The organism is Treponema vincentii, assembly GCF_010365865.1.
GTDB lineage: Bacteria > Spirochaetota > Spirochaetia > Treponematales > Treponemataceae > Treponema.
Genome location: NZ_CP048020.1, coordinates 59,561 through 84,094, shown reverse-complemented (window position 1 = coordinate 84,094; position 24,534 = coordinate 59,561). Strand labels below are relative to the sequence as shown.

The following is a 24,534-nucleotide window of genomic DNA, read 5'->3' as shown; positions in this document are numbered from 1 at the left end:
TTTTATATATAAGGGGTATGTATGAGTGAGGTAAGAGAAGAATTATTAAACAAAAATCCGTGGAGCTTAATGATTAAGTTAAGTCTTCCGGCAATTTTGGGACAGTTTGTAGTCGGCTTATATGCCTTTGTTGATTCGATTTACGTCGGACAAATGGTGGGAACGGATGCGATGAGCGCGGTTTCTGCAGCGTCTCCCTTTGTGCTGATTAACAACGGCATCGCGGTGTTGCTCGGCATCGGATCGGGTTCGATTCTCTCGCGTGCAATCGGCGCTAAAGATTGGCAAACGGTCGATAAAATTATGGGCAACTTAAGCGTTTTAGTACTTTTAATGTCCGCCTGTGTTATGGTAGCCGGCATTCCGCTTGCCCCCGTATTTTTGCGTTTGTCCGGAGCGCAAGGTGCCGTCCTCGATATGGGCGTTTCGTATTTACGTACGGTGTATATCGGTTCCGTATTTGTCAATTTTATGCAAGGCGCCAATATGGTGCTGCGCGCCGAAGGACGTATGGGAATTGCTATGGGCATTATGGCAGGCGGTGCCGTTTTGAATATCATACTCGATCCGATTTTTATCATCTTGTTGCCCGGATTCGGACCGCAAGCGGTTGCAATCGCTACGGTTGTGTCGCAACTGCTGCAAGCCGCCGTTACCCTGTGGTACTTTTTGCGCAGAAGTCCGGTCGTTAAATTTCACTCCCTCCGCCTTGAAAAAAAGCTCACCGGAGAAACCTTTGCCGTCGGTGTAAGCGCTATGCTCATGCAAGTGATGATGCTCATTCAAATGACGGTCGTGTACAATACGGCGGTTAAATACGGCGGCGCCGATCAAATCGCTTTAATGGGAGCCGCTTTGCGCGTTATGCAGCTTGCCTTTGTGCCCGTGTGGGGTATGAGCCAAGGTTTACAGCCCGCCGTCGGAACGAACTACGGGGCAAAAAATTATGACCGCGTAAAAAAACTGACAAACGTTTTTATCGCAGGCTCTACGTGTTTATCGCTTGTATTTTGGCTCGTTATAGAATGTTTTGCGCGCGGGATTTTGTCGGCATTTATTACACAAGCGGACATCGTTGCTAAAGGAATAACGAACTTCCGTCTTATGTTCGCCGTTTTTCCCACCTACGGTCTTCTTATTATGACACTCACGTATTTGCAATCGTTGGGAAAAGCAAAGCAGGCGGGCTTACTTGTCGTGTTCAGACAGCTTGCACTCGTCGTTCCCTTAGTGCTTTTAGTTCCCGTATTGCTGGGCGGAAACGTCGTCGGCGTGTGGGTAGCGCTCCCCTTAAACGACATCGTCATTTTGGTATTTTCGCTCGTTTTGCTTATAAAGGAATACAAAGTACTGGAAAGGATTTGATCCGGAATGGAGCAATTTTACCAAATTCTTTGCACAGAACTTTGCAGCATTCGGATTAAAAAACTCATCAGCACCAGCTACGCCGTCGAAAGTAAAACGTATAAGCACTATCAGCCGAGCTTATTCGAGACGGAGATATAAAATACTTATACGGATAAAAAATGTATAAAGATTTTCTGATGATGTATCGGAAGACATCAAAGTCAAAACGCAAACTCTTTCAAAAAGAATTCGGGATTTACAGCCCCCATATTCAGCCGCACTTCCCAGTGCAGATGCGGACCGGTTGCAAGTCCCGTTGCACCTGAAAGGCCAAGCTTTTCCCCTTGTTTGACATATTGACCTTCTTGCACGTTCAGTGAATCCATGTGGTAATAGAGACTGTAAAGTCCGGGTAAATGTTCTACCACAACGCTCCAGCCGGTAGAAATACGGTTCTCCGCCAGCACAACCTTTCCCTCGGCACAGGAATGAACGGGAGTCCCTGTCGGTACACCATAATCTATTCCATAATGCAACGAAGTGCTTGTCTTTTTGTCAGTGTATTCAAAGACACGGCGATCCCCAAAACCGGACGTTATCCGTTTTGAATCTACCGGTATTGTAAAGGGCTTCAATGTATACACATCCTGCGGTATTACCGTTTCAAGAATTTTATTGAGTTTTTCGCTTTGTGCACGACGTTCAGGACTCACATCCTTCCTAATTCCTGTATTTCTTGCATCGAGCACAATACGCTCGGAAACAAATTGTTTTTTCTGAATACTGAATGGCAGCGTTATTTCTTTTTTCTGTGCATCCCCTGTTGAAATAATCACTTTAAGTGAATACGTCTCCTCACCGGAAAGCCATGTCGAAAGCGGAATACCCGCAAGCATCTCAGCCGTTTCCGCACTGCGATTTTGGGGATTTGTAAAGAAAAACTGCGCGGTAGCAGCCCGCTCTTTTCCCTTAAAGAGCTGCAAAACGGCGGTAGGCTTTTGTGAAGTCTTATCAGACGTTGTTTCGGGCACCTTCATCGAAAGACGCACGAACACCGCGTCTCCCTGCTGAGCCTTTTCGTTGTACGTTACAGAACCGCTGTAAGTCTGCTCCTGAAAACGCACCGTCTCAACTGCAAATAACTGTGCCGCAACAGCAATGCTGATAATAAACCAATAAAAAAATCTTTTGTTCATGTTTATATTCCTGCTCATTCCCTAATGGTACCGCAGTTTTATATATCAAGCAAGCTATATCATCAGATCATCATTTTGCGAGGGGGCTCTCCCCGACTAAAAGCCGCGCTTTCCCCTCTACCCCACACGCACTTTTTTGCTATAATAAAAGCACTATGAACGAACATGATTTTTTGAAGCTGCAAAACGGCAGCGATATCCGCGGCGTTGCGCTGGAAGGCGTTGATGGCGAACACGTAAATTTAACGACCGGAGTCTGCCGGAACATCGGCGCGGCGTTTGCGCTCTGGCTTTCCGCAAAAACAGGACGCAGCACGGATACGCTGGTAATCGGTATCGGACGGGATTCCCGGCTTTCCGGCGAAGCGCTTGAAAATGCACTCGTCGAAGGACTTGCGGCGCAGCGGGTTACTATCGTGCGCTGCTCGCTTGCTACCACACCGGCAATGTTTATGGGTACCGTGTTTGAAGAAACAAACTTTGACGGCTCAATTATGATTACCGCAAGCCACCTCCCCTTCAACCGTAACGGGTTCAAGTTCTTCGATAAATCCGGCGGGCTTGAACGCGCCGATATCACAGAAATTTTACGCAGTGCCGCCGCACAGCATGATGCTACAGCACAACACAGTACTGCCATTTCGCCGGATAGTGCCGCTCAACAGACTACCGGAGACAACGGCTCCCCGAAATACCGGTCATTCGATTTAATTGCGCGCTACTCAAAACACCTGCAAGACGCCATCCGGAAAGGCTTGAGCTTCCATGCCGAAAAGCCGCTTGCAAACTTAAAAATTGCGGTCGATGCCGGAAACGGTGCGGGCGGCTTTTTCGCGGAGCAGGTATTAAAAGAGCTTGGCGCCGATACAAGCGGCAGCCGCTTCCTTGAGCCGGACGGCACCTTTCCCAATCACATTCCCAATCCCGAAAACAAGGCAGCGATGGAAGCGGCTAAAACCGCTACCGTGCAAAGCCATTCCGATTTAGGTCTGATTTTCGATACGGATGTTGACCGTATGTCGGCAGTGCTGTCCGACGGAACGGAAGTCAACCGCGATGCAATTATCGCAATGACGGCGGCAATCCTTGCACCCGACTATCCGCACAGTACCATCGTTACCGATTCGGTAACTTCCGACCGGCTCACCTTCTTCCTTGAGCAGGAGCTGGGGCTTACCCATCTGCGATATATGCGCGGCTACAAAAACGTAATTAACAAATGCCGTGAATTGAATGAGCAGGGGATTATCAGCCCGCTGGCGATGGAAACGTCCGGACACGGCGCACTGAAAGACAATTACTATCTCGATGACGGCGCTTTCCTTGCGGTAAAGCTGGTTACGGCGCTTGCGAACGCAAAGCACGCAGGAAAAAATATCGAAAGTCTAATTGAGAAGCTGCCGCCGATGGTAGAAGAAACGGAATTGCGCTTTAAGATTCGCGGCGAAGATTTTAAAGAATACGGAACGAAGATACTACAAGCATTTAAAGAGCGCGCCGAAAAAGCAGGCTTTGAACTGCCGCAATCGTATGAAGGGGTGCGTATTTCGTTTAAAAGCACAGAAGCACAGGGCTGGATGCTACTCCGCTTATCCTTGCACGACCCCGTTATGCCGCTGAACATCGAAAGCAGCCGAAAAGGTGATCTTGCAAAGTTGAAAGCTATCGCCCGCACATTACTGGAAGGTTTTGACCGGCTTGATATAAGCGCCCTGGAGTAAGTAAAGGACAGCGAAGGATAAATGCACAGGGAAACGAAACGGTAGATGCGTCAACCATGATGGTATCCATAGCAATTTCGAACTAATCGTTTCTCTCCACTTTTACGGCACTTCTACCAAAAGCGCATGGGTCTTTTTATCCCGTTGATGAAATTTAACGGCCTCTTCCGGCAGGATAAGCAGTGTGCCCGATACGGCGGTGTTTAACACCGATTCTTTGTACGCATGACCGGTAATGAACATAAATCCTTTTTCCGAACAGGCATATCTACCGATAGTTTGCGGATCCGGTTTGATGATATCCGAACAGATGCGCACCGGTATTCCCTCGGAAGAAGCCTTCTCTGCATTGCCGGAAGATAAGGCAGATGAGGATAACGTGCCGTATAAAAAACTTAAACTTGCACGCTCTTTTCCCAAATGGGATGCTTCCGAAAGGCGGAGAAGATTCTCAGGTGAATCGTGTGTTTCAAAAGTAAAGTGGCACCATTTATGAAACGCTATCGGCATTTTCGCCGTTCCAGTTTGGAGAGAGGACGATTGGGGAAACAACAAACTCCGGCATGGGGACACGGCGCATATATAGAAAAACCGGTCCCTAAAAATTCCGTCCTCAACAGGCTTAAAAACTCGCCTGCAAGCGGTATCCCCGGTTCAATGAACAGAACCGAACCGGCTGGCTTGAGATAGTGCATAACCGTACGGTGCGTTTTTTTCGGCTTGGTCATCAAGAGAAAGCGAACTGTTCCAAAATATCTCATTGAACATATTTGCTTCCGTTATCAGTGACACTTTTTCGGACAATGGCGTACCGAATGCTCCGCATACCTTCTTAACAGTCCAGGGAATTTCTCCGTTGTCCTTTTTACCGGTGTATGCACAGAGCGCTAAAAAAAGCTCTTCTCCGAAGCTGAGCGCTTTATTGGAAATATCTACACAATACCATGTCAGCCGTTTTTTCCGTAGCTTCGGTTTTGCAATCCACAAAGCGCAGACCAAAGTAAGCGGCCCCGAACCGAAATCTGCCGCATAATCGCCGTCATCAAGCGGGATCTCAAGATTCTGCAGAAGTTTCGTAAGCCGCACTAAATTCCACCACACATAATAGTGCGTGTATGCAGAAAGCTTTACCGGATCATTTAAATAGTGCGTTTTTCTGCTGCTTCGCTCATCCGTTAGTTCATGGAAAAGCGTGTGAATATGCTGCGGTAACAGTTGTTTCTTTTTTGCATCAAGCGGTAAAACCTGATCCAACAACATAGGAAAATACTCTAAGATATTTTTTGCTTCTGACGTAAGTCCGGAAAAAACAGGTTTTCCAAAGGTATAAGGCGTACTGTTTCGGCTTCCACGCAATTTCTCATTTTTTTGATTGAGCTTCTCACCGAAAACTTTTGTATATTGCTTTTTGTCTTTTGATTGATGGTTCTGACGGCTTTCTTTTGACTGAACATGATCCGCTTTATCTTGCGTCTGGGGCGAGGCGGTTTTTTTAACGAATTTTTCGTAGAACGGTTTTTGCATACTCATTATCATCTTAGCATTATAGAAAAAACAAGCGTCTTTTGCAAACGTACATGGATTTTTGTGATAGCTTCTAGAGGTTTTCAATATTCAACGTTTTGCTATTTTCAAAAGATGGACGCTTGCATAATAAAAAAATTTTTTTTATTATGATATCATTATGACAGCAGTATTAGTGTATTTTGATAAAGGAGAAAAGGCACAAACACAGCTTCTTCTGGAAGCCTTAAAAGAGGCGGCTCATAATCGGTGTGATGACGTTCGCGTTTTGAACGGATATGCGTTGGCCGATACCGATCGGCTTAATATGTACGAGTATATTGTCGTTTTCTGCGCCGAAAAACCGCTTTTTACCTCCAACCCCGATTCTGCTGTTGTAACCATCCTAAAAGAACACGGCCTGAAAGAAGGCTGTAAGGGCTGCGTTCTGACCGTAAGCCGCGGCTTGTTTTCGGATAAATTTACTCGGAATGTGATGAATGCATTGGAAAGCTGCGGTTTTATGATTGACTACTTCGATACATTGCGGAATGCTGCGGATGCTCGCCGTGCGGGGGCAAATATTGGGTAGTAAGGCGGAAAGCGGACAGCAGGATAGCGAAGAAGGACGCAGGAATCGATCAGCTCATCAAGTTCTAGAAATAGAAGATTATTATAAGATTTTAGATATTTCTCCTTCTGCTTCGACCGCAGAAATTAAACGGGCATTTAGAAAAAAAGCTAAAGAATTGCATCCCGATATTCCGCATAATATTCGGAATACCGGCGGCAAAAGAGCAAATGAGCAAAAGCTGATGCGGCTTATCCGCGCCTATGAAGCATTGCTCGATGTAAAACGTCGGGTCGAGTTTGATTTTTTCTATAATAAGACAGCCAAAAAAGGTGAAAGTTTTGATTACCGCACCTGGTTAAAAGAGCGGGCAGATCCTGAAAGCAGAGCTACGCTGATTTTTTTTGACCTTTTCCATAATGCAGAAGACGAAGCAGTACAGGAATTTTTACGGCTTCGGTCGGTACAGCCTTCGTTTTCGCTCCGCCATTACTTTAGCAGAGGAGATTTTATGGATTGCGGTTTTGTTCTTGCAGAGGAATTGTATTTCCGCGATCACTATTATGAGTCTTTTTTGCTGCTTGACCGGATTATCCGCGAAGAGCAGAAGCAGGCATATTTCCGCCATTTTTTCCCCGAAGTTCTTATCCTCGCCCGCAAACTTATCCGCGAGAAACTTATCTATGCCCTTGCCGATGATCTACTGCTCGATTGCTGCGAAGCCGCGCTTGATTTTGGGTTGAGTAAAGCGGATAATGCGGAAATATTAAAAAAGATGGCGGAAATTTATTACCGGATGGGTGATTTTAGCACCGGTGACGGATGTGCAGCGGCATCCGTGCGGATGAACCCCCGTATCCGCGGTATAACAAAGTTGAAAAAAAACTATCAGCAGCAGCTTTGGCGTTAACGGTATGCCGGATATCCTTAACACAAGATAACCGGTGTATCCTCCTAAGACGGTAAGGCTGCGCAAAAGGTAAGGAATATATGATACGGATTAAGACAAAGGAACAGATAGACGGCATTCGCCTATCCTGTAAGGCATTGGCACGGCTCTTTAAAGAGCTGACTCCTCGTGTGCAACCTGGCATAACCACTAAAGCGCTGGATGACTTTTGTGTTGAGTACATTAAGAGTATCGGCGGCGTTCCCGCATGGTATGCAGAAGATTTTCCGGGGGCAGCCTGTATCTCCATCAATGAAGAAGTTATTCACGGCATTCCCAGCAAAAAGAAAATCGTACGGGAAGGAGACCTCGTATCGCTGGATATCGGTATTGACCTCAACGGATACATCAGCGATTCGTGCGTAACGGTACCAGTCGGAAATGTAAGCCCTGAACGAGCCCAGCTCTTAAAGGTTACTACCGACTGCCTCTACGCAGGAATTGCCGCCTGTCAGGCAGGGAAGCGTGTAAATGCGATATCCCGCGCGGTATATGATTTAGCGCGGCAGTATAAATACGGCGTTGTATATGAATACTGCGGACACGGAGTTGGGCTTAAGGTGCACGAAGACCCCAATATTCCGAACGTACCGGAGCGTGGTGCGCCAAATCCGCGGCTGGTACCCGGTATGGTAATCGCGATTGAACCGATGATCAACCTCGGTACGGCGGATGTTAAAACCCGTGCCGATGGATGGACGGTTGTCACCGCCGACAAGTCCTGCTCCTGCCACATGGAACACACAGTTGCCATCTTCGAAGACCACACTGAAATTTTAACTCAACTTGCCCCCGGTGAAGTGTAAATAAACGCAGCGCATAGTTATCATACGTTAGTTGTAAGTTAAACAGAAGGGGCACCTCTAAAAATCTAACCGAGTTTTTAGAGGTGCCCAAGAAAGGCCGCTAAAAGGTAAAATTTTTAGCGGCTATCAAGGGAGCTTCCGTTATTTTACCAATTCAAAGGCTGAGTATTCGTTGGTGCCGTCTAAACTGTTTATCACCGTGTATCCTGCAGCTGCTAATTTTTCCGCAACGGCAAAAGCGCGGTTGCCGGAATAGCAGTAGGTCAGTACCGGTTTGTCTTTAGGCAGTTTGGGGAGTAATTCAGCAAAGGTATCCGCATTCCCCGATATCGCGCCCTTTAAATGCGAAACGGCATAGTCCGCAGGTTCCCGGGCATCGACCACCGAATATCTTCCGGTATTTACCAACTCCTGCATCTGCTTTCCCCGTACATTTGCGACTTTGGTGAGCGATTTATAAGAGTAGCTGCCGACTCCATCCGCGTTGAACAGTTTTTTAAATCCGTTCTTTTGTAAGATTTCTGCAGCTGCTCGGCTCCGTCTTCCACTTCTACAAATAACGATAATATTTTTATCCTTGAGGTCGGCAATATCACTCAGTCTGTTACCGATATCGTTAAGGCTGATGTTGATTGCATAGCGGACATGCCCTGCATCATACTCATATTTTTCACGCACATCGATAACAAGATACTGCTCTTTTTCCGCCTTGTCGTTCATAATGGTGTCCAGCTCGGCGCCTTTCATGTCCGTGATAGCTGTCATACCCTTCGAATCGCTTTTGCCTTCTTGCGCTGTACAGGCATTTCCCAACAGCATAATACAGACCAGTGCATATATAAGGACACTTATCTTTTTAAGATCAATTTTCCGACTATACATTTCGGACTCCTCTATGTCAGGATGTAGTAAAACAACCCGGTAGCGGTACCTTATGTTTTACATATTACACCTTAAATTTTGAGACTTCTTTTGCAAGATTCTCAATGCTATGCTTGTTTTTCTGCGTAAGCTCATTCACTTCTTGTATAGCGTTATTAATCTGCACCGCACCGGATGCCATTTCGCTCATGCTATCGGTAATAACACGAGTAAGTTCATCAAGCTTCTGCATTTCGTCTGCAACACTTTCACCACCTTTCAGCATTTCTTCTGAGCCGGCCTGTACTTCCGCCGTTACCGTATTGATATCTTTCATAGCGGTTAATACTTCTCTACTGCCGTTTTCCTGTTCCCGCATTGCTTCGGTAACCGTATTACTCATCTCTTTTACCTGCTCGGCAAAGTTAAAAATCGTATTGAATTTTTCCTCTACGGTTTTTGACGAGCTTGAAAGCATCTCTATTTCTCCGGTCAAGTTTTTTAGTGTAGCGGTAATAGTTTTCCCTTGCATCGAGGACTCTTCTGCAAGTTTACGTATCTCATCCGCAACGACGGCGAATCCTTTGCCTGCTTCACCTGCATGAGCAGCTTCTATTGCAGCATTCATTGCAAGTAGGTTTGTTTGTGATGCGATATGCTGAATAACGCTGGAAGCCTCCATTAACGAACCGGACTCTTCTGCAATTTTTTGCGTCACGGTATTCGAGGTAACAAGAGTGGCTTTGCCGTCTCCGGTTGCTGTTGTCAAATTTCCGATGGCGCCATCGGTTTTGCTGAGCGTCTGGCTGATGGAAGCGATATTTGCTACCATTTGTTCTACTGAAGCGGAGGATCGTGCAACACTGCCCGCTTGATTTTCAATACTGGTATTAAGCTGTTTAATCGTCCGTACGATTTCTTCAACAGTTGCTGCGGTTTCGGTAACGCTGGCGGCTTGAGTTAAGGCCTGCTGTTTAACACCGTCAATATTTGCGCTAATTTGGTTTACTGCGCTTGCCGTTTCGGTCATATTGGAGGCAAGTTCATCGCCGATTTCTTCCATGGTATGGCTATTGCTCCCAACCGTTCGTATCGATGTACCAATCTTATCGATCGTTTTGTTAAAGTATTCGGACAAATCCGTTACCTCATCATTACCGATCGCCGGTAGCCGAACTGTTAAATCTCCTTCCCCTTGCGCAATATTTTTTAAGGCATTAACAGCAGTCTGAACCGGTTTTACCATTGTACGGGCAACAAAATAGACCACGATCAGTGCACCGATCAGTACGCTAATACCAATACCAATCATCGCGGTACGGAGCGTGTTGACGGTTCCCATAAATTCGTTGACGGGAGCGCGTATGATAATCGACCAACGAGTAGCTTTGACTGTTGCAAATGATGCGATATAATCAACCCCTTGATAGTCATAGTAACAGACTTCGCCTTCGCTGCTATCAAGGACATGCTGTAAAAAGGCAGCAGTTGATGCGAGCGAGGCGTTTGTTTTTGCTTGTTCGATGATATTATCTTGTTTTTGCACTAAATCGGTATCCCTATCTGCGATGATAATTCCTGACGAGCCCATAATATAACAGTTACCGGATTCTCCTACGACGATATCGGCAATGGCTTCGGACAAAGTAAAACCTGAGATATCGGCAGACAACACTCCTACGATAGTTTTGTCATCATCATATACAGGCACGGAAAGGGTATTGATCAATTGACCGTTTGCACGCGAGATATACGGTTCCGAAAAAAAAGACTTCCCTGCAATGGCGGCACGAAACCAATCTCTGTTAATGACGGATAATATACTTCCATCGGCAAGTAAACATTGTCCTTGCGCATCCGTCATATTTAATTCTACTATTTTTTCGTTAAAGGCTACTTCTTTTGCGAGAAAGCTTAATTTTGCGGCAGATGAAGAATTTACACCTCGAAGAATTGGCATACGGGAAATCCCTTCGATAAACTGTAATAACGACGTTACTCTCCCGTTAATAATTTCAGCGGTATCATTTGCTTTGTCGATAAGGTGGGCTTCAATTTTTTCTGTTACTGCCTTTCGTGCAATGACAACAGCGAAAACAATTTCGATTATTCCCGCAGCTGCGATTAAAATACCAAAGATGAGAATAAGTTTTTTTCTTAAAGAAAAACGATTTCTTACCTTTTCGGTGGTGACATACGCCTTATCTACTTGTTCTTGATGGGTGTGGATGGTACTTTTTTCATTCATTTTGTCAAAACTCTCCTTTTATGACAAAAGATCACCTCCGCCTATCTTGTCCGCCTTTTAGAAGGTAATAATAAGCGGAGCCGTGTGTATGTTGTGCATACAAGAAAAGTATAGCCCTTTTGCCGGTAGGTGTCCAGCAAGAAATAAGTAGTGGTGGTAAAGAAAATTAAATCTAAAGAAAAGCTCTAAATAAAATAGAGAATTCTATAAAATAAAAAGCGTGTAAACTACTTTTTCTCTGGGACAAGGCCTTCGACTAAATATTTGTCGGGTAGTTTTGCCGGTTTACCGGTTTTATCTACACAGCCCCACGAAACCTCAGCTTCAGCACAGACAATGCCCTCCGGATTTGTGATTACCTGCCGGAAAGTTCCCGAGAGTTTGCCGAGTTTGATGGGCGTAACGTCAATACGAAGTTTATCGTAGAGTCGCGCGGAATATTTATAGTGTATATCGATATGAGTTACATAGAGCATATAGCCTTCTTCGATTAACCCGACATAATCAAAACCGATACGGCGTAGGTATTCCATACGGGCATATTCCAAATAGTTTAAATATATGGCGTTATTTACGTGATTATATGCATCCAGTTCATAGCTTCTAACCTCTACTTCTATCGGATGTGTCATTATCTTCCTCCTCTTAGTTAAAATGCCCTCGAAAAACTTTGACTTTTAGAAGGCACCCCTGCATCGAAATCAATTACGTAAAAAAAAAGACTGCAAGCACCCTTGCAGTCTTTTGAGCTATGATGGATTCGAACCATCGACCCACGCCTTAAAAGGGCGTTGCTCTACCTACTGAGCTAATAGCCCATATCTTGAAATAACAGGACGAGTATATATGATATTGAGTGCTATGTCAAGTGCTCTTTTGAAATAGACGGTGCATCTACTTCGTTGCTATGCACAAATCTCGTCGTCAGAACGCCCAAGGATGGGCGGGGAATAAGTCAGAAATAAGTTTTGGAACAAAACTTGTCCTCTACCGATGTATATGGACGTACATCGGTAGAGAGGTACACGGATGTACGCTGTTTAACAGTATATTTCAAAAGGCTTATGGAAAGGTATATGTATTAAATCAATATCTTCTTTGCAGCACCGCCGTAATATTCATTGCGGAGTTCGTGGACGTGCTCATCGCGAATATAGTCGTCAAAAGGCATCATCCGGTCGATAACACCGCCGGGGGTAATTTCCACAATGCGGTTTGCAATGGACGATATAAATTCGTGGTCATGCGAGTTGAACAGTACCACACCCGGAAAGGCGATGAGCGCCTCGTTCAAACTCGTAATCGCTTCCAAGTCGAGGTGATTAGTCGGCTCATCCATAATGAGCACATTGGCGCCGGAAAGCATCAGCTTACTGAGCATACAGCGTACCTTTTCTCCTCCGGAAAGCACCTTAACGGGTTTGAGCGATTCATCGCCGGTAAAAAGCATGCGTCCCAAAAAGCCGCGTACGTATGCTTCGTCCTGCTCGGTGGAAAACTGCCGCAGCCAATCGGTAATGTTCAAATCGGTTTCAAAGTAGCTGGAATTATCTTTGCTGAGATAGGCATTCGTAACGGTCTGTCCCCAATACACATCCCCCGAATCGGCGGTTTTAATACCGGCGATAATATCGAAGAATGCCGATTTTGAGTTATGCTCCTGCCCGACAAAGGCGATTTTATCCGTTCGGTTCACGGTCAAGCTGAAATCTTTGAGCAGCGTAATACCGTTGCCCGAACCTTCTTCCTTAGAAGTATAGTTGAGCTTTTCTACGCGGACAACGTTATTGCCGATTTCTCTATCCGGTTTAAAGTGGACATACGGGAATTTCCGGGTGGTAACTTCCAGTTCTTCCAGAGCAAGTTTGTCGTACACTTTTTTGCGACTGGTTGCCTGTCGGCTTTTTGCCGCATTCGAAGCAAAGCGCAGGATAAATTCGCGCAGGTCTTTCATCTTTTCTTCGCGCTTTTTCTGCTGATCACGCGCTTGCCGCTGCATAATCTGACTCATCTGATACCAGAAGTCATAGTTACCGCTGTACATACGGATTTTTCCAAAGTCGATATCGCAAATATGCGTACACACGGTGTTCAGAAAGTGTCGGTCATGCGATACCACGATCACCGTATTCGGGAATTCAATGAGAAACTCCTCCAGCCAGCTGATGGATTCAAGGTCGAGACCGTTCGTCGGTTCGTCCAACAAAAGAATATCAGGATTGCCGAACAGCGCCTGCGCCAGCAGCACACGAACCTTCTGACTTTCGTCCAGCTCGCTCATCATGCGCTCGTGGTTTGCCTCTTCCAAACCGAGCCCGGAGAGCATCTGCTCTACCTGATTTTCCGCCTCCCAGCCGCCCATATCGGCAAACTCACCCTCAAGCTCCGAGGCGCGGATACCGTCCTCTTCGCTGAAATCTTCTTTTTCGTAAATGTTTTCCCGCTCTTTCATAATTTTGTAGAGCTGCGGGTAGCCCATGTATACTGTGTCTTTGACGGAATATTCATCAAAAGCAAAGTGATCCTGCCGCAGTACCGCCATCCACTCGCCCGGCGTAATACTGATTTCACCGCTATCGTGCTCTAATTCGCCTGAAAGCAACTTGAGAAAGGTTGACTTTCCCGCTCCGTTCGCTCCGATAATGCCGTAGCAGTTCCCGGGAGTAAATTTTAAATTGACATCTTTAAAAAGAGGTTTTTCCGAAAATTTTAAACTAACATCGCTTACTGTAATCATACAGGACAGTATAGCTTAAAAGGAAAAAAGAGTGAACGGGATGGATGAATAAACGCATCAGGTCGTTTTTTAACATCCCCACGGAAAAACTGAGACTATTCGGCCAGAACTGCCAAGGATGGCAGTAGTTCCATACAGCAGCGATGTTTTGTGCGTACACAAAACTCGCCTTCAACTGTTGTACACGGATGTACAACAGTTGAAGATGGTTCAAATGGTCTCACAGTCTCAGTTTTTCCGCAGTTTTTATCTAGTCTACCTGATGCGTTTATCCATTTGTGGGAAAAATGTGCGAAATTTTAGATAAAATTTCGCACAGAAGGGCTGTTACGGATTATGGGGGGTCTGCAAGTACCTGTTGGTAAACCTCTACAATTTTCTGCGTCATCGTTTGATAATTGTCTTGCAACGCGGCTGTGCTTATTTCTTCTTTGAGGGCTTTGCTATTTTTAGCGCTTTGCTTTTTTTCATACAGATTGTGTAGGATTTTATTAAACGCGGCCGAATCTTTAAATGCGAAACCCGTCACTCCTTCAATATATTGATCTTCATTTTCTTTATCGTATAGATGGACGACAGGCATGCCGCAGGCAATTGCTTCCAAAGCAGAAACCGAATGATTTTCTGAAAGCGAGGTCATAATATATGCATCGCATAAGTGATAATAGTATTTGATATTCTCATGCAATACGGCTCCGGTAAAAATTACCGAATTTCCAATGCCATAATCCTTGGCCTGCTTCTCAAGCTCAGCTTTAGCGGGACCGTCCCCGATTATAAATAATTTTGCATTCGGCATACCGGCTGCAAAATCTTTCCAATACTCTAACGTAAGGGAAAGATTTTTTTCCGCTGCAAGTCTACCGCAAAAACAAGCAACAAAATCTTCAGGTTTGATGTTGTATTGTATTTTGAGATTACGAACAACATCTCGATTAAGCGTTTCTTCTGCAAAATCGGACGTAATGCATGCATTGGGAATTTTATAGATCGGCGTTGTCACCTTGCACTGTTTTAAAAAATCTTCCAGTTTTGTCGACGCACAGATAACCGCTTTGGCAGCATTGGTATATCGTAAAATACCGTGATCAATAAAATCTTTTACCGCTTTAAGATTCTGCAATGCACCGAAATAGTGAATATAATCGTAATACATACTATGACACGTGTATACGATCGGTATATTGAGTTTACGCCCTGCATACAAGGCGAATAGGCCTTGGCTGAATTCATGGTGAATATGGATAATATCGGGATTCCATTCTTTTAGCAGTTTTAATCTGGTTCTACTATGCGGGTAAGAGACAGAGTAATTGTAAAGATGGGGCAATTTTACGGCAGGACTGTATAAAATACCGTCGGTAATATGATGATGCTTTGTATTTGCATCGGGCTTAACGATAAGAACCTCATGCCCTAATTCAATTAAACCTTTCCTCAGCGCTTCGATATGATATACGGCGCCGTTAATTTCCGGAAGATAACACTCGGTGATAATAGCAATTCGCATATAAGCAGCCCTTTATAAGACAGCTTTTATCCTAGCACGGTCAGTCGGTAAAGGCAAGCCATAAACCAAATTCTGTTGATATACTCAGTGGACATCTTTCTTTGTTTTATCTATTATTATTTACCAATTATCTCTTAGGATTAAAAAATGAAGCGTTCTATTGTCATTCTATTACTATCTTTAGAAATGTTCACGTTTGCTTTTGCGGATACCCCATATGCGTTATTTGTGGAAAATGACCATTGGATTTATGATGCAATGCATATTCTTTCGGTTGAATCGCGGCAGACAACGCTTGCAGACCGTCAACCGCTTTCTAAGGGTGAGCTTGCCGAATATTTTTCTACTTTTGAAAATGCTGCTATACCGCAGGCGAGTGAACCGCTATACCGTATGATGCAAGGATATTTTTCAGGGCATTCGTTTTTGTTTACTCGTAAATATTTTACATTTGATGTGAACGGCATTTTTGCACTGCAAGGGCAATATGTACATAACCGAGAAAATGAACCTCGGCTTGATAGTTTTTTACGGTATAATAGAACTCCTGCTATTGTTTCTATCCCAATGCATGTGATGTTTACCCGGTATGTTGATTTTTTTGCTAACCTCAGCTTAAAGAAAAATTACTGGGCTGCGGTATTGTCCTATCCGTATACCAATTTGCCGTTGGAAGGCAATGCCTTTGAAGCTGCCTTCCCTACTCAGGCGGGACTCAGTCTTGGTAATCACTTCTTTAACTTTAGCATTGGGCGCGGAGCTTTAAATATCGGCAGGTCGCTAGCAGGTAGTATGCTGCTTGCGGATACCGTAGATCGAATGGATTACATAACCGCCTCATTTTTCTATAAGAAGGTACGATTAGCACTGAATGTATTGGAATTAGAGCCTACTCGATTTGTATTTTCTCACGAAGCTTCGTTTCGTCCAATTGATTGGATTACACTCCGCCTTTACGAAGGGATCGTACTTAATGCTCCGTTTGACCCTAAATATTTAAATCCAATGATGATTTTTCATAATTTTTTCGGCTGGCGAGAGAAGACTTTTAATGGAAATGCTTCTGAAGAATCCGGAAAATCAAGTCTTGGTTGCCAATTCGGTGTCGGTATTGATATAGTTCCGATACGAGGTTTGCGGTTATATGGTCAATACGGTCAAAATCAATTTCAAACATCATTTGAACTGAAAAACTACCCTAAAGCCCGGAATATTCCTAACAGCCTCGGCGGGTTAGCCGGTATTGAGTATATCCATCCGTTCAGTTTTGGACATCTTTCCGTAACAGGTGAGTTTTTATACGCCAACCCGTGGATGTATATAATGGAAAATAAGCATATCAGCCTCTACCATCGCCGGAAGGATACTGTTGCAGGCAAGGGAATGACGAACTCGTATATCCGGCAATGGGTTGCAAATCCTTATGGACCGGATACAATAGGAGCTTTTTTACAAGTTACGCTAACGGAACCCCAAAAATACCGTGCAAAGCTTGGCTACCGTTTTTTGGTGAAGGGGGAAAACGAAGATAATTTTTTTGATCCCAGTAAAGAAAAACCCGGGAAGCCGGGTATCTATTACCCTGATGCCGATCACTATGAAGCGATAGCACAGGCAAAGACCCCGTATGGGAACCCTGCATATTTTCATACGATTTCGTTGGAAGGCTCATACCGGGTGATAAAACAGCTTGAACTGAATGCGGGGCTGAACTGGACGATTGTATCCGGGAGAAAGAAGGGACACGCGGTGGATATTTATTCTTCGGTTAAATATACGATCCGGTAAAGTCTGCTCATATAGGATGTTCCTGCTTGAGTATATTGCCTGTTTTTGGTAATTTCGTGAAATACTATAGAAATCATTATGAAAAAACGAGGTTATGATGAAAAAGATTTTGTGCGTTGGGCTTTTGTTTGCTGCACTATATATGAATATAGGCGCCCAGGCTGCAGTCAATGTATTTGATCCCTTTTACGAGGATTTGTCGATATGGGAGGGGAGCGGTTTAATTAATGATGCTCCCAATATTCGGCCATATCCTCTGCAAGAGATACAACGTATTTTGCAAATTGTTATTGATACAGGCGATGCCGGTCAGCGGCGGCGGGCTGAAGAGTATTATAACCGCTTTTTTGGAAGAGTCTTTCATTTTGGGGGGTTGGCTGAAATAGCGGTAAAAGCTCCCCAAAAGCAGTATGAATTAAATTTGGCTCCCTTTATGGATATTAATTATTCATTGCATAGACTTTTTACGATTTCCGGAAGGGTGAGTGTTTTTCTGACTAATAAGTTTTTTTCCCAGGCGTTAACACCGCTCTTTCAATATTCAAAATATGACCTTGCCGATGACGGAGTCTTTGCCGGCAAATTTCTGGTACTGCCGGTATTTAACACAGGGGTTGCTTTTGGTACTCCTCAGTATTATGTTACTGCCGGTATTGCACGTACCAATCATGGACCATTTTACGATAACAGCCTCTTTGTCGGATCTCAAGCAATGCATCAAGGGCAATTTACCTTTGTTGTCAATAAAGAAAAATGGACATATAATCAAGCATTGCTGACATTAACTGCAACAGGTGACAACGGTGCTAACCATCAGCCAGGAAAGTTTTTAGCCATCCATTCATTGAATATACGCCCGTTGTCATGGCTTTCATTTGGGATTGTAGATACAATCATCTATGGGAAACGGTTTGAGCCTATTTACTTACTTCCTTTCTCTGCATTTTTTATCAGCCAAGGGTTGTATGCCTTTCCTGATAATAGCCTCATAGGTGGAACTTTTACGATTAAACCGGTCAAGGGTTTACGATTAGACGGAGCCCTCTATGCTGATGACCTCGGATTTAACGAAATTGTTAAGTTCAAAAAAGATGCAAAATGGCGTATGTCGGGGCAATTCGGAGTAAGCTATACCATGCCTAAGACGCACTGGTTTTCTTTTGTCGATTTGAATTATACATTTGTATTTCCCTATACATATACGCATTTTGATGGCTCTTCTATAGGCGTACCGAACTATCAGAATTATACCCACAATGGAGTTCCTCTCGGTAGTAATTTGGAACCTAATTCGGATAGGATTCTACTGAAACTAAAGTTCAGGCCGCTCTATGGGTTAGATATTAATGTGTCGAATACTTTTGTCCGCCATGCAAATGTAAATGAAAGTATTACCGATCCTGAAATACTAAAAAATTATATTTCAAAAGACTATATAACTGATGGTTCAACACGTAACCATGCAACTATAACAAATGACTCAGGACCAATAACCCACGCATATCTTTATGCAAATCCTTTTATGCGACAACAGACCATCCAATATGTTAACCAGCTTGCATTGGATATCAGCTGCCATTTACCGATTTTAAAATCAGGCGGGTATATGCTGTTTAAATTCGGCTATGTGTTTGAGGCAAATATCAACCCGGGTGTAGGGCAAAATATCTATAAGGCAACTAAACCCACTTGGTATGGCCAAAAACTTAGTAACATTACTGATGATGATGGCAATACAGGAGAAGTTGCGATTCGAAAAGAAGCCGCCAGACAGCTTGCAGACTGGCGTGCCAAAGCTATCGGCAAGCAGTTCAACCACTATATTCGGTTAAGCGCAGAGTTTGCATATTAGGAAAAGCTTTTATCGTCGGGCTTTTGAACTTAACTTAAATCGCACTATCTGTGCGGTTTAAGTTAATAGTTTACTCGGACAACCTTATCGGTACGTTCTACAACCGTGCCGATAATTGCCGGCTTTCTGCAGACGGTATTTTCAAGGACGATGCAGAGTTCTGCATATAACTGCTGCGCGTCTTTTTGCGCTACCGCAATAACAAGACCGCCTGACGTCTGTGGATCAAACAGGATATCTTGATAGGCGCGAGGCACTCCATCCAACGCAGCATTATCGCCGACAAAGCTCCTGTTTGAATACGCTCCGGCGGGAACAAAACCCATTTCGGCATATTCAACGGCAGCGTCAAAAATCGGCAGCGATTTACAGGTAAGCTCAATACTAAGGCCGCTTCCCTTTCCCATTTCATACAAGTGCCCCAACAGTCCGAAGCCGGTGATATCCGTACAGGCGTGAACCTCATATTTGGTCATCACATTGCAGGCGGCGGCGTTTAAAAAGGCCATAACGTCATACACGCCTTTAAGCTCATCTGCGCCGAGCATATCAGCCTTAGCTGCCGTTGTTAAAATACCGGAGCCGATGGGCTTGGTTAAAATCAGTACATCACCCGCTTTACACGCTGAATTTCGCAGTATTTTATTGGGATGCACAAAACCCGTTACCGCTAAACCGTATTTCGGAATGCTGTCGTAAATGGTGTGCCCGCCACAGATAATTGCTCCCGCCTCAAACGCTTTGTCGGCGCCGCCTCGCAGTATCTCTTTGATAATGGGTTCGGGCATTTTTTCCGAAATACAAAAAAGATTGAGTGCCAGTTTCGGAACGCCGCCCATTGCGTAAATATCGCTGAGCGCATTAGCGGCTGCAATTTGCCCGAACATATACGGATCATCCGTAATGGCCGGAAAGAAATCGGCGGTAAAAATTAACGCCGTCTCGTCATTGATCTTATAAACAGCCGCATCATCCGATGTATCAAAGCCGACCAAAAGCCGGGGATCGGAGCAAATAGGAAAGCTTTTTAATAATCCGTCCAGTGCACCCGCACTTAATTTTGCTCCTCATCCCGAATAGGACGAAGATTTAATTAAACTGAAATTTTTATCCGAGACTGCACAGCTCATGTTTGCCTCTTAGTTATCCGCTGCGGTATATGTTCCGGCGGAGTCAAAGCTGAACACTTCATCGCGTTCAATGTTTGCAAAGTTCTCTACGCCGAACACAGCGCCGTCTTTTATCATAACTTTAACCGCCGTACCGCAGGCGGAGCTGAGTTCGCGCGGCACGGGAATAAGCTTGACGGTAATCACGCCGTTTTGCACAGCCTCGCTTTTTTCGAGACTGCGCATACAAACGAGCGCTTCGTAATGAGTGTGAAACGTTATTACGTAGCCGTCAATCATTTTGAAACGGTGATTTTCCAGTCGCTGCCGTCGGCTGAGACGGAGGTCTTTGCCTTCATCTTATCGCAAAAGCGGATAACATTTTCTTTTGAGGTTTCATTATCGACAAGCACCGTAAAATTCTGATGCGCATCGAATGCTTTTTTTGTCCGTACCACCGGTTCGGGGCAGGAAAGCCCCCGTGCATCTACCGTATAATCTGCCATTTCTCTATCTCCTTCGAGCGCCTCTAAAAATTGAATTATTTAGAAGCTCTCTTTTGTATGTTAAAAAAAGAGGCATCCCTAAGAGGTCGATAATTAGAGATGCCGCGAAAACATTATTTATTTTTTGCTGCGTAGTATACGCTGACACAGGCTGTTACGACTAATCCGATAACAACGGCGATCATGCCGGCACTGGTCGGCCCTTTACCGGAAGAAGCAAGCCCAAAGTTGTGAGCGAAAGCGGCGCCTGCAATCAAACCGGTTACGGTTACAGCCGAGTCGGTGTTACCCTCGCCGGTTAAAATGAGCTGGCGTAAGGGGCAACCGCCGAGCAGAACACTTGCCCAGCCAACCAGCACCATACCGAGCGCGTTCCACAAACCGTCGGTGTGGGCAACTGCCTGCCCCGCAAGCCCGAGCTTAAACTGTCCGGTTACGAGCGTTCCGATCAGCACGGCAACTAAAATAGCAATGCTGCCCGTTAAAAGGTGGAAGTCTTTGAGCATAATTGCATCGCGGATACCGCCTGCGGTACAGAGCCGGCTGCGCTGTGCCAATGCACCGCCGACAAGACCGATACCGAGTGCGAGTGCAATCGGTGCATGCATTGAACCGGGTCCTTTTTCGCTAAAGGCGAGAACGGCGGGGAATGCAACCAATAAAATGAAGAATACGATCATCACGATGGGGGCAAGCATACCTTCCTGTCCGGATTGGGGATACGCGCGGCTCAATGAGAAGTTTTTGTTGAGGAATACCACTCCGATAGCAATACCGATGATGAACCCTACAAGACCGAACACCGCATTCAAATCGCCTGCGCCCAAACGTAAAAACATACGAAGCGGGCATCCCAAGAACATCAACGCACCGATCATTACGAAAAAGCCTAACACAAAGCGGGTAAAAGGCGCTGAACCGCCGCGCGGCTTAAACTCTTTTTTTACGAGCGCAATCGCAAAAGCACCGACGATAAGTCCGATGACTTCGGGGCGCATATACTGTACGACGGCTGCATTGTGCAGTTTTAACGAACCTGCAATGTCGCGTAAGAAACAGGCAATACAGAAGCCCATATTTCCCGGGTTTCCGAATTTAACCAATACGACAGCCGCAATACCGATAAATGCGCCTGTCAATGCTACCATGAAATGCTTTTTCATACCATTCCTCCGGTTTTAATATTTTAAATAAAACCACAAAAAAAATTATATATAGTATGATACAAGGTGTTCATGGAGCTGTCAAGATTTCTTTTGAAAACATACGGTGCTCTGCGTTGCCGCATCGTTAAAACTATACGTTTTGTCTAGCTTTTTCCCGCTATCTTACGACATGTCGCCCTGATGGGGATGCCGGACAGCTTATTCCGGCTGAGGTAACAATTCTATCACCGAGAATGCTTACTTGACGACCGCAGTGGATACAGTGGACGCCGTCATACACGGCAACATGCTTTTTCGTCGGGTTCTTAGTACAAACAATATCGCCGGTCGCTGATACTAAATTATGCCCGACCGGTTTTACATCTTGCTCACAAAATCTACATTTCATAAAAAACTCCTGTAAAAAGCAATAGTTCATTCTTTCTATCATTTTTTATGAGAGAAATCAAGACAATGTGTTGCCTCGCGTTAATTGTACTGCACAATCGATTGCGGGGAAACCCAGCCGGTAACTCCGTCGGCGGTTTTAATGTAGTACCATTGCGGTGCTTTGCGTATGATAATGACGCTTTCACCTGCCGACAATTGATATACGCTGCTGCTGCTCGTTTCCGGTATCCGCCGCACTGCTGGATCGACATTACCGCCGGTATATACCCCTTGCGGCCGCAGTATGAGCCGAAACAGTACGGCGGTGAGGCTTCCGCTGCACAATGCGATGATGATACAAAGCAGCATAAACCGCTTTTTATTGCGGAAACCGCACACCGCTGCACCGATCAGCAGTAAGCCGGAGATTACCGCCGTGAGAATACCGAGCAGGCGCGGATACAGCGGCAGCGGATGCGCAATCTCCAACACAGCTTCCAGTTTTCTGCGTTCACGGCGGATTGCGGGAGAAAAAAGCGCCGCGGCTTCCTGTTTACGATAGTCGGCTATCTGCTTTGCCGCGGCGCTTTTTTCTTGCTCGGTCATAGTGCTGCCGTTGTACTGCGTTTCAGGCGGGAGCGCCTGAAACGCAGCGGCGGTGAAGCCGTCCGCGCCGCTTTTATCGGCAGCCTCGGTAATTTCCTGCCGGTCAATGCGGTACGCAGCAGGAGCGCTGAATGCTTTTCCACCCGCTGTAAAAAATATCTGCGCTTGGGGAAGGCTTTGAACACCTATCCGCAGAGGTATTAAGCTGAACATTGCAAGCACGTAATGCTCGTCGCCGGTCCCGGAACTGCCGGTATTAGACAGGGCAATATTTGACAAAGCCGCCGAGTTTATTAAAACAGCCGCATCGAACGGCAGTTCTGTGAGTGTCAGCGGTTTCAGCGCGGCGCTTTCGGAAGGAGCACATTCGATACGGACTATTTCAGCCGGTAACGGCAGCTCACTATGAATATCCCGAACAGCAGCGCCGCTTCCATTCTCGTCGAGGCGGGCGGCTTCGATTTGAGCAGAGGCGGTTTGTAAAGCGTGCCGGTAGCGCTCGGTATATCCTGCCGAATAAAAGGCTGCGGTTAAACACAGGATGTATTCGGTGCCTTGTTCAAGGGCTGTGCCGTCCGCAATCGACAGACCGCTTGCGGAATACAGCGTCCACACAAACGGCGTATGTTCCGAGAGCCGCGACCGGTGTACGGTTATATCCAGCGGTGTCAGCTCGACCGTTTGCCGTTTCCATTGCAGCTCCGGCTCGAACCGGAACCTGCCTGTTTTGTTAAACCGATACCGATAGCGCAGGTGTAGGCCATCTCGTTCGGGAATTGCACTGCTCTGTATCAGCTCTGCCGTATCCGCGCTCTGCTCAAGGATAAATCGCGGCGTATCGCCATTATTCTTCTGCAAATAAGGAGTCTCTCGTGTGATGATAACTTCAATTTCAAATTCACGATCAATTGATAATTCGGTACCGTCTATTTTGAGTTCAATAAAATGCTCAGCATAATCGTTTTGCTGCCCATAGAGACTTGCGGCTGCACAAAAGAAAAAAAAGATTGTTGCCGTCTTCGCGACTAGCATGCATACTAAAAGTCCTAATAATCGTTTATCGCCGGTTCCGATTCGCGTTGTGTTTTTTTCCATTCGGTTTGCTCTCTTTTGCGAATAATATCTAAGATAATCGAATCCGTCAGATCGGCTTCGGGATCTTCGGACGTCTGTTGCGGAGCTTGATGCTGCATCTCCCGCTGTGTGTCGCTCAACTTTTTACTCAATTCATAATTAATCTTTGCTGCCATGTCATTGCCGGACAGCTCCAATGATTTTCGGAACAATGCCGCCGCTTCCGCATAATCCTTTGAGTGAAACGCAATAATGCCTTGTTGATAAAATCGATGCGCCCGTAAAATCTCAGGCGCCGTTTCGAAACCATTTTGTAATTTTCCGGACGCAGCCTCATCCTCTCCCTGCATCAGATATGAAGAGGCAAGCGCAAAATCCGTGTACGGTTTTATGGTGTCATCGGATAATTCCGCCGCTAAACTTTCAGCCTCATAAAAATCCAACACGGCATCGTTCCAATCGCTCCGCATCCATGCGAGTGTTCCTTTTACGTGTGCAATTTTGGTTTGCTGTTCTGCGCTACAGCCCGATAGGACAAACATCGTCATCAGTAAAAAAATAAAACTCACCGACAAAAATGATGATCTACATAACGATGATAATAATGTTGAACGT

The 24,534-nt window shown here is 45.3% G+C and carries 23 protein-coding genes and 1 tRNA gene; 7 read left to right on the top strand and 17 right to left on the bottom strand.

Annotation, left to right across the window (positions count from 1 at the left end):
* The first annotated feature begins 21 nt into the window (after positions 1-21).
* Positions 22-1,365: an MATE family efflux transporter gene (locus GWP43_RS00365; RefSeq protein ID WP_162661978.1), complete on the top strand. Its 1,344-nt coding sequence runs from the start codon at positions 22-24 to the stop codon at positions 1,363-1,365.
* A 203-nt stretch (positions 1,366-1,568) separates the two neighbouring features.
* Here GWP43_RS00365 and GWP43_RS00355 read toward each other — a convergent pair whose 3' ends face one another.
* The gene (locus GWP43_RS00355; protein WP_203232423.1) at positions 1,569-2,543 is read right to left on the bottom strand and encodes a M23 family metallopeptidase; all 975 of its coding nucleotides are present in this window, start codon (positions 2,541-2,543) and stop codon (positions 1,569-1,571) included.
* 155 nt (positions 2,544-2,698) lie between these two features.
* Between GWP43_RS00355 and GWP43_RS00350 the strand changes: the two genes are divergently transcribed.
* Positions 2,699-4,264, top strand: coding sequence for a phosphohexomutase domain-containing protein (locus GWP43_RS00350; protein WP_162661976.1), 1,566 nt, complete (start codon positions 2,699-2,701; stop codon positions 4,262-4,264).
* 102 nt (positions 4,265-4,366) lie between these two features.
* On the opposite strand, the gene GWP43_RS14340 is transcribed toward GWP43_RS00350, so the two are convergent.
* The 3 genes from GWP43_RS14340 to GWP43_RS14330 are packed head-to-tail and all read right to left on the bottom strand — an operon-like array spanning position 4,367 to position 5,788.
* Positions 4,367-4,774, bottom strand: coding sequence for a hypothetical protein (locus GWP43_RS14340; RefSeq protein ID WP_230977780.1), 408 nt, complete (start codon positions 4,772-4,774; stop codon positions 4,367-4,369).
* The gene (locus GWP43_RS14335; protein WP_230977778.1) at positions 4,765-4,959 is read right to left on the bottom strand and encodes a small ribosomal subunit Rsm22 family protein; all 195 of its coding nucleotides are present in this window, start codon (positions 4,957-4,959) and stop codon (positions 4,765-4,767) included. The genes GWP43_RS14340 and GWP43_RS14335 overlap by 10 nt, the downstream gene beginning before the upstream one ends.
* Positions 4,919-5,788, bottom strand: a complete 870-nt coding sequence (locus GWP43_RS14330) for a small ribosomal subunit Rsm22 family protein (protein ID WP_230977777.1) — start codon at positions 5,786-5,788, stop codon at positions 4,919-4,921. The genes GWP43_RS14335 and GWP43_RS14330 overlap by 41 nt, the downstream gene beginning before the upstream one ends.
* A gap of 160 nt (positions 5,789-5,948) precedes the next feature.
* Here GWP43_RS14330 and GWP43_RS00340 point away from each other — a divergent pair, with 160 nt between their 5' ends.
* From GWP43_RS00340 to map, 3 genes are all read left to right on the top strand, one after another.
* Positions 5,949-6,359, top strand: coding sequence for a hypothetical protein (locus GWP43_RS00340; RefSeq protein WP_162661975.1), 411 nt, complete (start codon positions 5,949-5,951; stop codon positions 6,357-6,359).
* On the top strand, positions 6,328-7,248 hold the full coding sequence (locus tag GWP43_RS00335) for a J domain-containing protein (protein WP_162664695.1): 921 nt from the start codon (positions 6,328-6,330) through the stop codon (positions 7,246-7,248). Before GWP43_RS00340 ends, GWP43_RS00335 begins: the two co-directional genes overlap by 32 nt.
* 80 nt (positions 7,249-7,328) lie before the next feature.
* The gene (gene map, locus GWP43_RS00330) at positions 7,329-8,093 is read left to right on the top strand and encodes a type I methionyl aminopeptidase (RefSeq protein ID WP_162661974.1); all 765 of its coding nucleotides are present in this window, start codon (positions 7,329-7,331) and stop codon (positions 8,091-8,093) included.
* A 141-nt stretch (positions 8,094-8,234) separates the two neighbouring features.
* Here the strand turns inward: map and GWP43_RS00325 are convergent, their stop codons facing one another.
* The 6 genes from GWP43_RS00325 to GWP43_RS00300 all read right to left on the bottom strand — a co-directional run bounded on the left by GWP43_RS00325 (position 8,235) and on the right by GWP43_RS00300 (position 15,449).
* Positions 8,235-8,975: a rhodanese-like domain-containing protein gene (locus tag GWP43_RS00325; protein ID WP_162661973.1), complete on the bottom strand. Its 741-nt coding sequence runs from the start codon at positions 8,973-8,975 to the stop codon at positions 8,235-8,237.
* Positions 8,976-9,039: 64 nt separating this feature from the next.
* Complete coding sequence (locus GWP43_RS00320) at positions 9,040-11,202, bottom strand: methyl-accepting chemotaxis protein (protein WP_230977775.1); 2,163 nt, start codon at positions 11,200-11,202, stop codon at positions 9,040-9,042.
* A 227-nt stretch (positions 11,203-11,429) separates the two neighbouring features.
* Positions 11,430-11,834: an acyl-CoA thioesterase gene (locus GWP43_RS00315; protein WP_162661972.1), complete on the bottom strand. Its 405-nt coding sequence runs from the start codon at positions 11,832-11,834 to the stop codon at positions 11,430-11,432.
* Between the two features lie 113 nt (positions 11,835-11,947).
* Positions 11,948-12,020 (bottom strand) — tRNA-Lys (locus tag GWP43_RS00310).
* 263 nt (positions 12,021-12,283) lie between these two features.
* Positions 12,284-13,939: an ABC-F family ATP-binding cassette domain-containing protein gene (locus GWP43_RS00305; protein WP_162661971.1), complete on the bottom strand. Its 1,656-nt coding sequence runs from the start codon at positions 13,937-13,939 to the stop codon at positions 12,284-12,286.
* A 334-nt stretch (positions 13,940-14,273) separates the two neighbouring features.
* Positions 14,274-15,449 carry a glycosyltransferase gene (locus tag GWP43_RS00300; RefSeq protein ID WP_162661970.1) on the bottom strand — a complete coding sequence of 392 codons (1,176 nt, stop codon included), beginning with the start codon at positions 15,447-15,449 and terminating at the stop codon, positions 14,274-14,276.
* A gap of 147 nt (positions 15,450-15,596) precedes the next feature.
* On the opposite strand from GWP43_RS00300, the gene GWP43_RS00295 reads away from it, so the two are divergent.
* Positions 15,597-17,237 carry a hypothetical protein gene (locus tag GWP43_RS00295; protein WP_162661969.1) on the top strand — a complete coding sequence of 547 codons (1,641 nt, stop codon included), beginning with the start codon at positions 15,597-15,599 and terminating at the stop codon, positions 17,235-17,237.
* A gap of 97 nt (positions 17,238-17,334) precedes the next feature.
* On the top strand, positions 17,335-19,089 hold the full coding sequence (locus GWP43_RS00290; protein WP_162664693.1) for a hypothetical protein: 1,755 nt from the start codon (positions 17,335-17,337) through the stop codon (positions 19,087-19,089).
* 62 nt (positions 19,090-19,151) lie between these two features.
* On the opposite strand, the gene selD is transcribed toward GWP43_RS00290, so the two are convergent.
* The 7 genes from selD to GWP43_RS00255 all read right to left on the bottom strand — a co-directional run bounded on the left by selD (position 19,152) and on the right by GWP43_RS00255 (position 24,488).
* A complete protein-coding gene (gene selD / locus GWP43_RS00285; RefSeq protein ID WP_162661968.1) occupies positions 19,152-20,219 on the bottom strand; it encodes a selenide, water dikinase SelD in 1,068 nt (355 codons plus the stop codon).
* A gap of 9 nt (positions 20,220-20,228) precedes the next feature.
* The gene (locus GWP43_RS00280) at positions 20,229-20,498 is read right to left on the bottom strand and encodes a putative Se/S carrier protein (RefSeq protein WP_162661967.1); all 270 of its coding nucleotides are present in this window, start codon (positions 20,496-20,498) and stop codon (positions 20,229-20,231) included.
* Positions 20,495-20,704, bottom strand: a complete 210-nt coding sequence (locus GWP43_RS00275) for a sulfurtransferase TusA family protein (RefSeq protein ID WP_162661966.1) — start codon at positions 20,702-20,704, stop codon at positions 20,495-20,497. Before GWP43_RS00275 ends, GWP43_RS00280 begins: the two co-directional genes overlap by 4 nt.
* 113 nt (positions 20,705-20,817) lie before the next feature.
* Positions 20,818-21,867 carry a YedE family putative selenium transporter gene (yedE, locus tag GWP43_RS00270; protein WP_162661965.1) on the bottom strand — a complete coding sequence of 350 codons (1,050 nt, stop codon included), beginning with the start codon at positions 21,865-21,867 and terminating at the stop codon, positions 20,818-20,820.
* Positions 21,868-22,027: 160 nt separating this feature from the next.
* Positions 22,028-22,258: a hypothetical protein gene (locus GWP43_RS00265; protein WP_162661964.1), complete on the bottom strand. Its 231-nt coding sequence runs from the start codon at positions 22,256-22,258 to the stop codon at positions 22,028-22,030.
* 80 nt (positions 22,259-22,338) lie between these two features.
* Positions 22,339-23,940, bottom strand: a complete 1,602-nt coding sequence (locus GWP43_RS00260; protein WP_162661963.1) for an SH3 domain-containing protein — start codon at positions 23,938-23,940, stop codon at positions 22,339-22,341.
* Positions 23,892-24,488: a tetratricopeptide repeat protein gene (locus tag GWP43_RS00255; RefSeq protein ID WP_230977759.1), complete on the bottom strand. Its 597-nt coding sequence runs from the start codon at positions 24,486-24,488 to the stop codon at positions 23,892-23,894. Before GWP43_RS00255 ends, GWP43_RS00260 begins: the two co-directional genes overlap by 49 nt.
* Positions 24,489-24,534 lie beyond the last annotated feature (46 nt).